At 62.5% G+C, this 13,236-nt stretch carries 13 protein-coding genes; 8 read left to right on the top strand and 5 right to left on the bottom strand.

Going from position 1 to position 13,236, the window contains the following annotated elements:
• Positions 1-135: 135 nt before the first annotated feature.
• Positions 136-1,422: a solute carrier family 23 protein gene (locus WA157_RS17080; protein WP_422622104.1), complete on the top strand. Its 1,287-nt coding sequence runs from the start codon at positions 136-138 to the stop codon at positions 1,420-1,422.
• Positions 1,423-1,536: 114 nt separating this feature from the next.
• Here the strand turns inward: WA157_RS17080 and WA157_RS17075 are convergent, their stop codons facing one another.
• Both WA157_RS17075 and WA157_RS17070 read right to left on the bottom strand, forming a co-directional pair.
• Entirely contained in the window at positions 1,537-2,127 is a 591-nt protein-coding gene (locus WA157_RS17075; protein ID WP_422622103.1) for a chalcone isomerase family protein, read from the bottom strand.
• 30 nt (positions 2,128-2,157) lie between these two features.
• Positions 2,158-2,529 carry a thioredoxin family protein gene (locus WA157_RS17070; RefSeq protein WP_422622102.1) on the bottom strand — a complete coding sequence of 124 codons (372 nt, stop codon included), beginning with the start codon at positions 2,527-2,529 and terminating at the stop codon, positions 2,158-2,160.
• A 145-nt stretch (positions 2,530-2,674) separates the two neighbouring features.
• On the opposite strand from WA157_RS17070, the gene WA157_RS17065 reads away from it, so the two are divergent.
• The 7 genes from WA157_RS17065 to WA157_RS17035 all read left to right on the top strand — a co-directional run bounded on the left by WA157_RS17065 (position 2,675) and on the right by WA157_RS17035 (position 10,596).
• A complete protein-coding gene (locus WA157_RS17065; protein WP_422622101.1) occupies positions 2,675-3,688 on the top strand; it encodes an AbrB family transcriptional regulator in 1,014 nt (337 codons plus the stop codon).
• 35 nt (positions 3,689-3,723) lie between these two features.
• A complete protein-coding gene (locus WA157_RS17060; RefSeq protein WP_422622100.1) occupies positions 3,724-4,392 on the top strand; it encodes a response regulator in 669 nt (222 codons plus the stop codon).
• Positions 4,389-5,798: a sensor histidine kinase gene (locus WA157_RS17055; protein ID WP_422622099.1), complete on the top strand. Its 1,410-nt coding sequence runs from the start codon at positions 4,389-4,391 to the stop codon at positions 5,796-5,798. The genes WA157_RS17060 and WA157_RS17055 overlap by 4 nt, the downstream gene beginning before the upstream one ends.
• 134 nt (positions 5,799-5,932) lie before the next feature.
• Entirely contained in the window at positions 5,933-6,913 is a 981-nt protein-coding gene (locus tag WA157_RS17050; RefSeq protein WP_422622098.1) for a Bug family tripartite tricarboxylate transporter substrate binding protein, read from the top strand.
• A 57-nt stretch (positions 6,914-6,970) separates the two neighbouring features.
• The gene (locus WA157_RS17045; RefSeq protein ID WP_422622097.1) at positions 6,971-7,417 is read left to right on the top strand and encodes a tripartite tricarboxylate transporter TctB family protein; all 447 of its coding nucleotides are present in this window, start codon (positions 6,971-6,973) and stop codon (positions 7,415-7,417) included.
• The gene (locus WA157_RS17040; protein WP_422622096.1) at positions 7,417-8,922 is read left to right on the top strand and encodes a tripartite tricarboxylate transporter permease; all 1,506 of its coding nucleotides are present in this window, start codon (positions 7,417-7,419) and stop codon (positions 8,920-8,922) included. Before WA157_RS17045 ends, WA157_RS17040 begins: the two co-directional genes overlap by 1 nt.
• A gap of 114 nt (positions 8,923-9,036) precedes the next feature.
• A complete protein-coding gene (locus WA157_RS17035; protein ID WP_422622095.1) occupies positions 9,037-10,596 on the top strand; it encodes a methyl-accepting chemotaxis protein in 1,560 nt (519 codons plus the stop codon).
• A gap of 50 nt (positions 10,597-10,646) precedes the next feature.
• Here WA157_RS17035 and WA157_RS17030 read toward each other — a convergent pair whose 3' ends face one another.
• The 3 genes from WA157_RS17030 to WA157_RS17020 are packed head-to-tail and all read right to left on the bottom strand — an operon-like array spanning position 10,647 to position 13,092.
• Positions 10,647-10,940 (bottom strand): hypothetical protein, encoded by a 294-nt coding sequence (locus WA157_RS17030; protein WP_422622094.1) that lies wholly within the window; start codon positions 10,938-10,940, stop codon positions 10,647-10,649.
• The gene (gene feoB, locus WA157_RS17025) at positions 10,941-12,827 is read right to left on the bottom strand and encodes a ferrous iron transporter B (protein WP_422622093.1); all 1,887 of its coding nucleotides are present in this window, start codon (positions 12,825-12,827) and stop codon (positions 10,941-10,943) included.
• A gap of 7 nt (positions 12,828-12,834) precedes the next feature.
• Positions 12,835-13,092, bottom strand: coding sequence for a FeoA family protein (locus WA157_RS17020; RefSeq protein WP_422622092.1), 258 nt, complete (start codon positions 13,090-13,092; stop codon positions 12,835-12,837).
• Positions 13,093-13,236 lie beyond the last annotated feature (144 nt).

Below are 13,236 nucleotides of genomic sequence, written 5' to 3'. Positions count from 1 at the left end.
CAGGCTGGCATGAGGGGACGACTGCGTCAGCGCAAGTCCGCTTCCCTGCGACGTTAAGATTCGGTCCGACCTGAACCGGACGTCGCTGTAGGTTGAGGTGTCTCGCATCCACCCACTTTTTGAATTGAAAACACCATGTCAATATTGAACTGGACCGTCAAAAGCGCCAGCGTTTTGCAGCAGGGCGGCGTCATTGCCCCCGATGAGCGGCTGCCGTGGCCGCAAACCGCCGTCATGGGCATGCAACACGTGATCGCCATGTTCGGCGCCACCGTGCTGGCCCCGATCCTGATGGGCTTTGACCCCAATCTGGCCATTTTGATGAGCGGCATTGGCACGCTGATCTTCTTTGTTGTCACCGGCGGCAAAGTGCCCAGTTACCTGGGCTCCAGTTTTGCCTTTATTGGCGTGGTCATTGCCGCCACCGGCTATGCGGGCAAGGGGCTCAATCCGAATATCGGCGTGGCATTGGGCGGCATCATTGCCTGCGGCGCCGCCTACACCGCCATCGGCCTGCTGGTGCAGGTGGTGGGCACGAACTGGATTGAAAAGCTGATGCCGCCGGTGGTCACCGGCGCCGTGGTGGCCGTCATCGGGCTGAACCTGGCCAGCGTGCCGATCAAGAACATGGCAGCCAGCAACTTTGACAGCTGGATGCAGGCCGTCACCTTTGTCTGCGTGGCACTGGTGGCCGTGTTCACGCGCGGCATGGTGCAGCGTTTGCTGATTCTGGTCGGCCTGATCGTGGCCACCGCGGTGTACGCCGTGTTGACCAACGGGCTGGGCCTGGGCAAGGCGCTCGATGTGTCGACCCTGCTGAACGCGGCCTGGCTGGGAGCGCCGGGCTTTGCTGCCCCCGTGTTCGAGCCCAAGGCGATGTTGATGATCGTCCCGGTGGCCATTATTCTGGTGGCCGAGAACCTGGGCCACCTCAAGGCCGTGTCCGCCATGACCGGCAAGAACATGGACCCTTACATGGGCCGCGCCTTCATCGGCGACGGCATCGCCACCATGGTCAGTGCCAGCGCCGGCGGCACCGGTGTGACCACCTATGCCGAAAACATCGGCGTCATGGCCGCCACCAAAATCTACTCCACCGCGCTGTTTCTGGTGGCGGCTCTGCTGGCGGTGGTGCTGGGCTTTAGCCCCAAGTTCGGCGCGATCATCGCGGCCATTCCACTGCCCGTGATGGGCGGCGTGAGTATTGTGGTGTTTGGCCTGATTGCCGTGGCCGGCGCCCGTATCTGGGTGCAAAACAAGGTGGACTTTGCCGACAACAAAAACCTGCTGGTCGCCGCCATCACGCTGATTCTGGGCACCGGCGACTTCACGCTCAAGTTTGGTGGCTTTGCCCTCGGTGGCATCGGCACCGCCACCTTTGGCGCGATCTTTCTGTATGCGCTCTTGAATCGCAAGCGCTGAGGATTTATATATAAAATCGGGCTCTAGCCCCCGTGAAATATGCCTAAGCAGCTATTAATATGATAGCAATTGACAGGCTGGGTTGGCGCTCACCAACCCAGCGCCTGCCAGGCCTTACTTGGCGCCCAGCAGCGCGGACTTGAGTGCGTCGTCAACCGGCTTCTCGCCCAGCCAGATTCGCAAGACGGCGTTGTAGAACGCGGCATCCGGCAAGGCCTCGCCCAAGGGTTTGCCGTTCAACTGGCTCACCGTGCCGGTAGCGGGCAGCCAGTCGAGCGTGATCACGTCGCCCTTCTTGACCACCGGGACGGTGGTGAACATTTTTTCAAACTTCTGCGTTTGATCGCTGACTTTAGCTTTTTCTGCCGCGTTCGAATTGTTGTTCAAACCCGCAACAAAGGTTTTGGCCAATTCGTCGCTGGCGACCTCGCGCAGCATGACAATCGTGACGCGCTTCGGGCCGGCCAGCGTCTGAATGTCGCCTGGTGTTGTCTTGTGGTCCGTCAGGTACAGCCCCATGGCATAAACCTTGAAAACGAACTTGGTGCGCACGCCCGCGCCGTTGAGCTTGAGCGGCTGGCCCTCGACCGTGACCGCATCGTCAATTTTGACGCCGCCGACTTCTGCCGCCTGACCGGGCAGCGCGCTGGCCAGTGCCAGCAGTCCGATCGCCAGCAGTTGTTTGAAGCTGTTTCGAGTGCTCATGATTTTTCTCCGGGGGTTGATGAGAGGGAACTACAAAAAGGGGTGGGCGGCACGTATCCTGGCCACCAGCGCTGTCAACGACGGATCGGCCAAGGCGGGCGTGCTGGTGTTTTCGATCAACGATCGGACCAGGCGCGCCAGTGTGTCCGTCTGCGGCGTCAGGGGCCCAAAAAAATGCGGCTTGTCGCCCACGGCCAGCAGCAGGGTCGGAAAGTCTTCCACGTCCAGAGGGTCCAGCAGGTCGGCCTCGTCTTCGACATCGATCCACAGAAACCGCACCCCCGGAAATTGCGTCTGCACCTGGGCGAAGCGCTGACGATAGTCGCGACACACGCCACACCACTCGGCGCACAGGCAAACAACAAGGACGGCGGCGGTTGACGGCGGGGCGGCAGGGGTCATGGCGTGATGATCGCAAAAGAATGTTGCGTCTATTTTGCGATACCTTGACCGCCAATAGGCGCAATTCAAATATATGGCACATTAGGCACCGATGTTTGCCAGCCCTTTTCGCGCGATGACTGCCCTTTGGTGGAGCGTCCTTCTTTTGATCAGCGCGGTCTTTGGCTGGGCGCTGACCGCACTGCACTTACCGGCGGGGGTTCTACTGGGCTGCATGCTGGCGGGCATTGTGCTGTCGTCCCAGGAGATTCGGCTCGGCATCCCCATTCCCCTGTTTGCGCTGGCGCAAGGGGTGATTGGCTGCCTGATGGCCAAAAGCCTGCAGCCATCCACGCTGGCCAAGGTGGCCAGTGACTGGCCCATCTTTCTGGGCGCCACGGTGTCGATGATCGCCGCCAGTGCCGGGCTGGGTTGGCTCTTGATGCGCCGCCAGGTCTTCCCGGGAACGACGGCGGTATGGGGCTTGGCCCCGGGTGCGGCCTCGGCCATGGTGGTGATGGCAGAGGCGTATGGGGCCGATGTGCGGCTGGTCGCCTTCATGCAGTATTTGCGTGTGGCGGTGGTGACGGCGGTGGCCGCGCTTGTCGCGCATTTATGGACCTCCCACGCAGCGCCAATGGCCACTGAAGTTCATTGGTTTGCGGTGGTCAATGCAGGCGATCTGGGATGGACACTGTTGCTCGCATTTGGCGTTTCAAGCATGGCGCGCCGGCTGCGTATTCCGGGCGGGGCCATGGTGGTCCCGCTGGTTTTGGGGGCGGCCTTGCAGGCCTTGGGCATCCTGGTCATTGAATTACCACCCGCGCTGCTGGCCGTCTCCTACGCCGTGGTCGGCTGGAGCATCGGTCTGCGCTTCACGCGAACCATCCTGCGGCACGCCTTGCGCGCCTTGCCCGCGGTGCTGGGGTCGATATTGGTGCTGATGGGTGTGGGTGTCGTCATTGCCGTGGGCCTGAACCAATTGGCCGGTCATGACCCGCTGACGGCCTATCTGGCCAGCAGTCCCGGCGGCGCCGATTCAGTGGCGATCATCGCCGCGACCAGCGCCGTCGACGCCGGCTTCGTGATGGCGATGCAACTCGCACGGTTTTTGATGGTTCTGGTCTTGGGTCCGCGTGTGTCGAAATTTGTTGCCGCACAATCACGCATCGACCGATGAGTTCAATTGAACTTCTATTTTTCCGAGATTAACCCGTGCGAATCCTTCTGGCTGAAGACGAAAGCGAGCTTGCCAACTGGCTGGTTCGTGCGCTGCAGCAGGTTGATTTCCAGGTCGACTGGATCGACGACGGACGGCTAGTTCGCAGCGCCCTCAAAGGCACGCGCTACGACGCGCTGATACTTGACCTCGGTCTGCCCGGCCTGGGTGGCCATGATGTGTTGGCTGACTTGCGCGAAGCCGACCATCGATTGCCCGTCCTGATTTTGACGGCGCGCGATTCCCTGGCCGAGCGTGTGACAACCTTGCGCGAGGGCGCGGACGATTTTTTGGCCAAGCCGTTTGAACTGGCGGAGCTGGAAGCGCGTCTCATCGCCCTCATCCGCCGCGCCCGCGGCAGCGAGCATCCGCGCTTTGCCTGCGGGCCACTCGCCTTTGATGCGGCCACCAAGCAGTTCACGCTGGATCACGAGCCCTTGGCGCTAACGCCGCGCGAGCATGCCGCGCTGCGGGCACTGATTCAACACAGCGGCGAGCCATTGTCCAAGCAGGACATCCTGGACCGGGTGTTCTCCGACGAGCGGGACGTGCACCCCGAAGCGATTGAAGTCCTGGTGCATCGCTTGCGCAAGCGACTTGCCAACAGCCCGGTTCACATCACGACGCTGCGCGGCCTGGGCTATGTTCTGGAATGCAGCCTGTGAAGCTGAACGTCCTGCGCGCCCTGAGCCTGAGGCGGACCTTGCTGCTGGTTCTTGTTCCTGGGCTGCTGCTGGTGGGCGGCGCCGAGGTGTGGCAGACCTGGCGCACCGCCGTTGGCGCCGCCAACGCCGCCTACGACCGCTCACTCCTGGGCGCGATCAAGGCGGTGGATGCCAACATCTCCACCGTCAGCGGCGGCCTCGGCGTTGAGCTGCCCTATCGCATGCTTGAGTTTTTCGAGTTGACCGCCAGTGGGCGTGTCTACTACCGGGTCGCCACCGAAGACGGTCTGGTGGAGATTGGCAATGCCCACTTGCCGCCGCCACCGCGTGTGCTGGTGACCGGACGGCCTCAGTTCCTTGATGCCAGCTACTTCGACGAACCGGTGCGCGTCGGCTCGTATTCCCGCGTGCTCGACCCCCCGCTGGCCGGGCAGACCGCAGGGCAGCGCGTGGTCATTCAGATCGCAGAAACGCTGGAGTCGCGCCAGGCCTTTACCCGCGCGCTGGTGCTGGAGGCGGTCGCGCGCGATCTGCTGCTGCTGGCAGTGGCCATCGGCCTGATGACGCTCGCCATCGGCTGGGCGCTACGGCCCTTGACGCGACTGCGCAATGAGGTCGAGGCGCGATCGGCACTCGACTTGACGCCCATTGTGCCGATTGGCATCCCGGCTGATGTGCTGCCGCTGGTTGAGGCGATCAATCACCATGTCGAACGAAGCCGCCAACAAACGCAGGCGCGCCAGCGTTTTGTGGATGACGCATCCCACCAATTGAGAACGCCGCTTGCCACACTGACCACGCAAGTTGGATTTGCCTTGCGTGAGGCCAATCCAGCGCACCAACACGAGGCGCTGATCGCCATCAAGGCACAGCTTGAAGAAACGGTGCGACAGACCAATCAGATGCTGGCACTGGCGCGATTTGACAGCGCCGGGCTCAGGCCAGAAATACTGGATGCTTCCGAGCTCGTGGAGAAGACGACGCGCGAATGGTGGATGGAAGCGCGCGAACATGGCATTGATCTGGGATTTGAGCCCGATTCCGAGCCGCTTCGCGTGCTGGGGGAAGCTGCGTTGCTGAAAGAAGCCATGTCCAATTTGCTGCACAACGCGATTCGCTACACGCCGCGTGGAGGACAAGTCACCGTCCAGTTGACACACAGCGCAGGCAAGGGTGTGATCACCGTCGTCGACAACGGCCCTGGCATGCCCGTGGAAGAGCGCGCCCGTGCCGGTGATCGTTTTTTCCGTGGCAGCAACGCGTCCCAGCCGGGTACCGGTCTCGGTTTGGCGATCGTGCGCTCCATTGCCGAGCGTCATGGGGGTGAATTGCGCTTGGGCAGTGGGGCCAATGGCCAGGGTTTCGCCGTATCGATCGTTGTACCCCTCTTGGCTGCCGCCGGGTAAAGCAAGGGTTTTCCCCGATGGTTTTGCGGTTCTGATGAAAGCACGCTGAAAGCCCGCTCTCGCTAAAGTTCACTCACTCCTCGTTATGGGTCATCCATGTCAGGAGGTGTAACCCGAAAACTATTGGAGATACCATGAAATTGAAATCACCCCTCCTTTCACTGATTCTGGCCGGCGTCGCTGCGGTTGCCGCCGCCGGGCCGCTCGACAAAACCGAGTGCATCGCAGCGGCCAAGCCGGGCGGCGGTTTTGACCTCACCTGCAAACTGGTGCAGCAGGCCTTGATGCAGGGCAAGTACATTGCTGACCCAATGCGCATTTCCTATATGCCAGGCGGCATCGGCGCGGTGGCCTACAACACCATCATCGCGCAGCGCCCGGCCGAGGCCAACACCCTGGTCGCCTACTCGGGCGGTTCGCTGTTGAACATTGCGCAGGGCAAGTTCGGCCGTTACAACGAGAATGATGTGCGCTGGGTGTCTGCCGTGGGCAGTGACTTCGGCGCCGTCATCGTCGCTGAAAATTCACCGTTCAAAACGCTCAAGGACTTGGTCGCCGCGATCAAGGCCGACCCCACCAAAGTGGTCTTTGGTGCCGGCGGCTCGGTCGGCAGCCAGGACTGGATGAAGGCTGCATTGACCGCACGTGCGGCTGGCCTGGACCCCAAGTCGATGCGCTTTGTCGCTTTTGAAGGCGGTGGCGAGGCAATCACGGCGCTGCAAGGCGGCCATGTGCAGGTCTATTCGGGCGATGCTTCCGAGGCTGAGGAGCAAATCAAGGCGGGCGCCAAGATTCGGGTGCTGGCGGTGATGTCCGACAAGCGCCTGGAAGGCAGCTTGTCAGGCGTGCCCACGGCCAAGGAGCAGGGCATGGATGTCGAGTGGCCCATCATCCGCGGCTACTACGTCGGCCCCAAGGTCAGTGATGCTGACTACAAGGTCTGGGTCGACACCTTCAACAAGATGATGGCCACACCCGAGTTCAACAAGTTGCGCGCCGAGCGCGGGCTGTTCAAGTTCGCGATGACCGGCGCCGAGTTGACGACCTACGTCAAACAACGCGTAGCCTTCTACCGCACCCTGGCGGCCGACTTCGGCCTCAACGTCGCCAAGTAATTGGCCCCGCGTGACCGGGCGCGTCGCCCGGTTGCCAACCTTCAAGGAGACAAGACAATGAGCGACCGCATCTTGGGCGCGGTGTGTGTGATCGTGGGTGCTGGCATGGCCTGGGCCGCCCACGGCTATGCCGCCCCTATTTCGTACGAACCGGTGGGCCCGCGCGCCTTTCCGCTGCTGATGGCCGGCATGATGGCCGGCGCCGGGGCCTGGCTGGTGGTGCGTCCGGGGCCCCACGGCTTTGGACTCGCCCGCGATCATCTCAAGCCGATCAGTTTTGCTGTGGTGGCCGTGTTCATCTACGCCGGGCTGTTCGAGCTTCTGGGTTTTACGCTTGCCACCACCGTCATGGCACTGCCCGTCGGCATGGCTTTTGGTGGTGGCTGGAAGCAGTCGCTGGCCGGCGGCGCCGGCCTGGGGCTGGTGCTGTTCCTGCTGTTCGACAAGGTGCTTGATGTCGTTCTGCCGACCGGCGTGTTGTCGTTCATTCTTGGGGGGCGCTGATGGACACGTTGCAATACCTTTTGACCGGCTTTAGCGTGGCCATGACCCCCACCAACCTGCTGATCGCAGCACTGGGGGCTTTCATCGGCACCATCGTCGGCATGCTGCCGGGTCTGGGCCCCATCAACGGCGTGGCTATTTTGATGCCTATTGCCTTCGCGCTCAAATTGCCGCCCGAGACGGCGCTGATCCTGTTGGCGGCGGTCTATATGGGCTGTGAATACGGCGGTCGCATTTCGTCGATCCTGCTCAATGTGCCGGGCGATGCGGGTGCGATCATGACCGCGCTGGACGGCTACCCCATGGCCAGGAAGGGCATGGGTGGCGTGGCGCTGTCGATCTCGGCCTGGAGTTCGTTCATTGGCTCCTTGTTCGCCACCATTGGCATCGTGCTGTTCGCGCCCCTGCTGGCGCGCTGGGCGCTGGCGTTCGGGCCGGCCGAATATTTTGCCCTGATGTGTTTTGCCTTTGCCTGCATCACCGGGCTGATGGGCGACGCGCCCATGAAGGCGGTATTGGCGGCAGTGATTGGCCTGTCGCTGTCCACCATCGGACTGGACTCGAACTCCGGCGTGTACCGGTTCACGGGCGACAACCTGCATTTGTCCGACGGCATCCAGTTCATCGTGGTGGTGATCGGCGTGTTCTCGATCAGCGAGATCCTGCTGATGCTGGAGCAACACCACAGCAACGAAGGCATCATCAAGGAGACCGGCCGCGCGCTGTTCAACCTGAAGGAGATGGCGCTGACCTGGTGGGGCACGGTGCGCTCCAGCGTGCTGGGTTTCATCGTCGGTGTGTTGCCGGGGGCCGGCGCGACGATCGCCAGTGCCATGGCGTATTCGATGGAAAAACGCATGACCGGCGCCGACGGCCATTTTGGGCAGGGCGACATCCGCGGCGTAGCGGCCCCCGAGGCCGCCAACAACGCCTCGGCCGCGGGCTCGTTCGTTCCGATGCTGACGCTGGGCGTGCCGGGCTCGGGCACCACCGCCGTGATGGTGGGCGCGCTCTCCTTGTACAACATCACGCCCGGGCCGGCGCTGTTCTCGCAGAACCCGACGCTGGTGTGGGGCTTGATCGCCTCGATGTTCATTGCCAACGTGATGCTGTTGTGCATCAACATCCCGATGGTCGGCGTATTCACCCGCGTGCTGCGCTTGCCCAATTGGGTGCTGGTGCCGGGCATTTTGGCCATCAGCGCCGTTGGTGTGTTCTCGGTGCATGCCACCACCTTTGACTTGATGCTGATGTCCACTTTTGGTGTGGCGGGTTACCTGCTGCGCAAGCAGGGCGTGCCAATGGCGCCGCTGATTCTGGGCTTTGTGCTGGGCGACATGATGGAACAAAACCTGCGCCGGGCCTTGTCGATCACCAACGGTGAGCTCGGCATCCTGATTGAAAGTCCGATTTGCAAGGGGCTGTGGATCGTCGCCGCAGCGATGATCGTAGTGCCCCCGCTGATGCGCATGCGGGCAGACCGTCAGGCCCTTGCTGCGATTTGAAGGAGGAAAGCGTACGCCAAAGCCCCCGGCCGGCGTGCGCTGCCTGCGTCCACACATCGTGTCGGCATTGGCTGATGCCGCAGGTCCCTTGATCTAAAAATGGGGAAGACCGACATGAATCGTCTTTTAAGCGGCCTCAGCCTAGGCGCCAAGTTGTGGCTGGCTCCCGGACTGACCTTGCTGCTGATGCTCCTGGTGGCCGGTGGTGGCTTCTTTGCCATGGGACGGCAGCAGAGCGCTGTGGCTGATTTGGTTCACGTCAGCAACCCCAACCTGTTCGCCTATATCGAACTGGAGGAACAAATCCGGGAAATCCACGCCGATAGCTATCAGTTGATCGCCTGGAGTTCGGCCAACTATTCCGCCCAACAGACCGGACAGCTGAGCAAAAAAATAGCCACAAGTCTACCCAAAGTGGTGGCAGCGGCGCAGGCGATGGGCCAACGAGCCGGTTTGTCCAGCGCGCAAATCGCGCAAACGCAGCAACTGCAGGCATCGGTGAAGAGTTTCACCAATGCAATCGGACCTGTGCTGGACTTGGCCGTATCCGATCCGTCGGTCGGTGCCATGATGATGATCTCAAGCGACGCCCCCTTTGCCGAGGTCGCCAGCCAGATCGCCGGCTTGCGCAGTGGCCAAATGGAGATCATGAACACGGTCGCCAATGACACGGTGACGATTTTTCATCGGGCCATGGGCTTGGGCGCCGCGGTTGTTGTTGGATGCCTGCTGCTGGCAGGGTTTGCCACCTGGTCCGTGCGACGCTCCATCCTGCTGCCGGTCAATGCAATCCGCGATGCCGCCTCCCGACTGAAGGAGGGAGACTTGAGTGAGCACCCCAGCGTCCGCGGCAACGACGAGATCGCCATGACCGCAAGGGCGATGTCCGACACCGTGACCACCTTGCGCAGCACGATCGCTTCAGTCAACGCGGCAGTGGGGGAAATCGATACCGCCTTGGGCGAAATTGCCGCCGGCAACCAGGACTTGTCCGGTCGCACTGAGCGTCAGGCAATCCATTTGCAAAAGACCTCGGCGGATACCTCGCGCCTGGCAGACGCGGTCGAGGCCAATACCCGTGGCGCGCGCGCTGCTGCCGACCTGGCGGCGCAGTCGAAGGGACGTGCGGAGCTGGGAGGCAAGCTGGTCAACCAAATGGTTGGGGTCATGCAGGCCATCACCGAGTCGTCGAAGAAAGTACACGACATCACCGGCGTGATCGACAGCATTGCGTTCCAGACCAACATCCTGGCTTTGAATGCCGCTGTCGAGGCGGCACGTGCCGGAGAGCAGGGCAGGGGCTTCGCCGTGGTGGCTGCCGAAGTGCGCGTCCTGGCGCAGCGCAGCGCCACAGCAGCGGCCGAAATCAATAGCCTCATCATGGCGTCCAGCGAACGTGTGGAGGCGGGTGGTGCGCTGGTCATCAACACGGGCGCTGCGATTCAACAAGTGGTGACCGATGTTCAAAAGCTGTTTGGGCTGATCGACGGCATTGCCAGTGCCAGCGATAACCAGAACGACGACATCAAGGCCATTGCCAGCATGCTGGCTGAATTGGACACCGTCACACATCAAAACGCCGCGCTGGTTGAACAAGCCGCCGCGGCTACCTCATCCATGCGCCAGGAGTCGGCTCGACTGGTCACGGCCGTTGGCACCTTCCGGACCACATAGGGATGACCGACCGGTAACACCGGTGCGAGTGGGCCGATCGGCGCCCGAGGTTAGTCCCGCTTGCGGGGATGAAAGATCAGGGGCTTGGCCAGCAATCCGTCTGTCGGGCCAGGCCTGTTGCCCTGCTTGACCTTGGCTGGCGCTCGGTCACAGCCGCTGCAGTTACAACCGGCGGGCGCCCGTGCCGCCTGCCGCAGGTAGCCGGCGATTGAGCGCGGCAAGGGCCAGCGCAACAAGCCCTGCGCCAAGCCGCGGCGCACCAGTTGCGGCATCAAAGCCCAGGCCGCATAGACAAAACTGCCAGCGACCAGCAACAACACCAGCAAGGATTGCAGCCCCATCATCTAGCCCCCCAACCACAAAGTGATGCGATAAGTCGCAAACGCCGCCGCATAGGCCAGCACAAACAGATACACCGTCATGAACAAGGGATAACGCCAGGAGTTGGTCTCACGCCGCACCACCGCCAGCGTGGACAGGCACTGCGGCGCAAACACAAACCAGGCCAGCAGCGCGTAGGCGGTGGCCAGGGACCAGCCCTGCGCAATGACAGGCGACAAGGCATCGGCCACCGAGGCGTCGGCCCCCGACAGGGCATACACGGTCCCCAAGGCGCCCACCACCACTTCACGCGCGGCCATGCCGGGCACCAGCGCAATCGAGATCTGCCAATTAAAGCCAATCGGCGCAAAAACCCACTGCAGCGCATGGCCCATCATGCCGGCAAAGCTGTACTGGATGGCCGGGCCCTGGGCTGCATCCCAGCCGGCTGGTGGCGCCGGATAGGTGGACAGAAACCACAGCACCACCATCAGCGCAAAGATGATGCCGCCGACCCGGCGCAAGAAAATGTGGGCGCGCTCCCACAGGCCCTGCGCCAGATTGCGCACGCTGGGCCGGCGGTACGGCGGCAATTCCAGCATCAGCGGCTGATAGCCGTCTTTCATCCAGACCCGCTTGAAGACCCAGGCCACGCCCATGGCCGAGACGACCCCGGCCACGTACAGGCCAAACAAGGTCAGGCCGCGCAAACTGAGCCCGCCGAGGCGGCGCTCCGGCACAAAAGCGCCAATCAGCAAGGCATAGACCGGCAAGCGGGCTGAGCAGGTCATCAGTGGCGCCACCATGATGGTGGCCAGGCGGTCTTTCCAGTTGGCAATGGTGCGCGTGGCCATGATGCCGGGAATGGCACAGGCAAAGCTGGACAAGAGCGGAATAAAGGCGCGCCCGGACAAGCCCACTTTGCCCATCAGGTTGTCGAGCAAAAAGGCCGCGCGCGGCAGGTAGCCCGAGTCCTCGAGCAGCAGGATGAAGAAGAACAGAATCAGGATCTGCGGCATGAACACCAGCACACCGCCGACGCCGGCCACCACACCGTCCACCAGCAGGCTGCGCAAGGGTCCGCTCGCCATATGCGCCAGAATCCAGTCGCCCACGGCGGCCATCGCGCCCTTGATCGCGTCCATCGGCCAATTGGCCCAGGAAAAAACAGCCTGAAAAATCAGGAACAACACCGCCGCCAGCACCACCAGCCCCCATACCGGGTGCATGACGACGGCATCGAGCCGGTACTGGAACCGCCCCAGGGTCGGAGCAAGCGGTGCCACCAAGGCCAGGATGCGGCGCACTTCGCGCTGCAAGTCGGTCGAACTGGCGGAGGCCGCGCTGGCGGGCGCGCTGGGCCAGGGCTGCGCCAGGTGTTGTTCCAGTTGGGCCAGCAGTTGGGCGTGGCCGTTGTGTTTGATGGCCACGGTTTCCACCACCGGGAGCCCCAACTCGATCGCCAGACGTGCCAGGTCAATCTTGAGCCCTTGGGCGCGCGCCACATCCGCCATGTTGACGGCCACCAGCAGCGGCCGCCCCAGCCGCTTGAGCTCCAGCACCAGGCGCAAGTTCATGCGCAGGTTGGTGGCATCCACCACGGCCACAATCGCATCGGGCGTATCTTCGCCAGCGCGGCGGCCCTCGATCACCTCCAGCGTCACCTGCTCGTCCGGCGTGGCGGCGCTCAAGCTGTAGGCCCCCGGCAAATCCACCACCGACACCGTTTGGCCGTTGTGCAAATGGACCAGACCAACCTTGCGCTCGACCGTGACACCCGCGTAATTGGCCACCTTTTGGCGCGCCCCGGTGAGCAGGTTAAAGAGCGCCGTTTTGCCGCAATTGGGGTTGCCCACCAGCGCGATGCAGCGGATCGGGAGTGTCGGCTCGACGCCAAGAGATTGGGACATAAGAACCTCAGTTAACGCAGACATCAATCGCCTGCACTTCAATGCATTGGGCTTCAAGCAGGCGCAGGGCAAAGAGCGTCTCGCCGACCTGCACCGCCAGCGGTTCGCGCCCGCCCGGGCCACGGCGCAACACCTGCACCGGCTCACCGGCGATAAAACCCAGTTCACCCAGACGTCGCAGCGTCGCCGCACCGACGTCGGCGCTGGACGGCAGCACCCGCTGAACGACAGCGTGCGCACCGTTGGGAAGTTGAGACAAGAGCATGGAACAGCCTACGGAAAGTGGGTAAAACGCGCCTGAAAGCAAGCATCTAAATGAGAGTGTATCTCATTTAGATCAAAACAAACAGCCTCTCCCGTGACCACCGGCGGCGAGTTTGACTTAGCGCAAACTCGCGCCGTACAAGTC

The sequence above is a fragment of the Rhodoferax ferrireducens genome (assembly GCF_049302455.1).
GTDB classification, from domain to species: Bacteria; Pseudomonadota; Gammaproteobacteria; order Burkholderiales; family Burkholderiaceae_C; genus Rhodoferax; species Rhodoferax ferrireducens_B.
This window is presented reverse-complemented; position numbering and strand designations above follow the sequence as displayed.

Bases quoted from the DNA above. Each gene is read 5' to 3' on its own strand.
- WA157_RS17080 (WP_422622104.1), top strand. From the start codon at position 136: ATGTCAATATTGAACTGGACCGTCAAAAGCGCCAGCGTTTTGCAGCAG.
- WA157_RS17075 (WP_422622103.1), bottom strand. From the start codon at position 2,127: ATGAGCACTCGAAACAGCTTCAAACAACTGCTGGCGATCGGACTGCTG.
- WA157_RS17070 (WP_422622102.1), bottom strand. From the start codon at position 2,529: ATGACCCCTGCCGCCCCGCCGTCAACCGCCGCCGTCCTTGTTGTTTGC.
- WA157_RS17050 (WP_422622098.1), top strand. From the start codon at position 5,933: ATGAAATTGAAATCACCCCTCCTTTCACTGATTCTGGCCGGCGTCGCT.
- WA157_RS17045 (WP_422622097.1), top strand. From the start codon at position 6,971: ATGAGCGACCGCATCTTGGGCGCGGTGTGTGTGATCGTGGGTGCTGGC.
- WA157_RS17040 (WP_422622096.1), top strand. From the start codon at position 7,417: ATGGACACGTTGCAATACCTTTTGACCGGCTTTAGCGTGGCCATGACC.
- WA157_RS17035 (WP_422622095.1), top strand. From the start codon at position 9,037: ATGAATCGTCTTTTAAGCGGCCTCAGCCTAGGCGCCAAGTTGTGGCTG.
- WA157_RS17030 (WP_422622094.1), bottom strand. From the start codon at position 10,940: ATGATGGGGCTGCAATCCTTGCTGGTGTTGTTGCTGGTCGCTGGCAGT.
- feoB (WP_422622093.1), bottom strand. From the start codon at position 12,827: ATGTCCCAATCTCTTGGCGTCGAGCCGACACTCCCGATCCGCTGCATC.
- WA157_RS17020 (WP_422622092.1), bottom strand. From the start codon at position 13,092: ATGCTCTTGTCTCAACTTCCCAACGGTGCGCACGCTGTCGTTCAGCGG.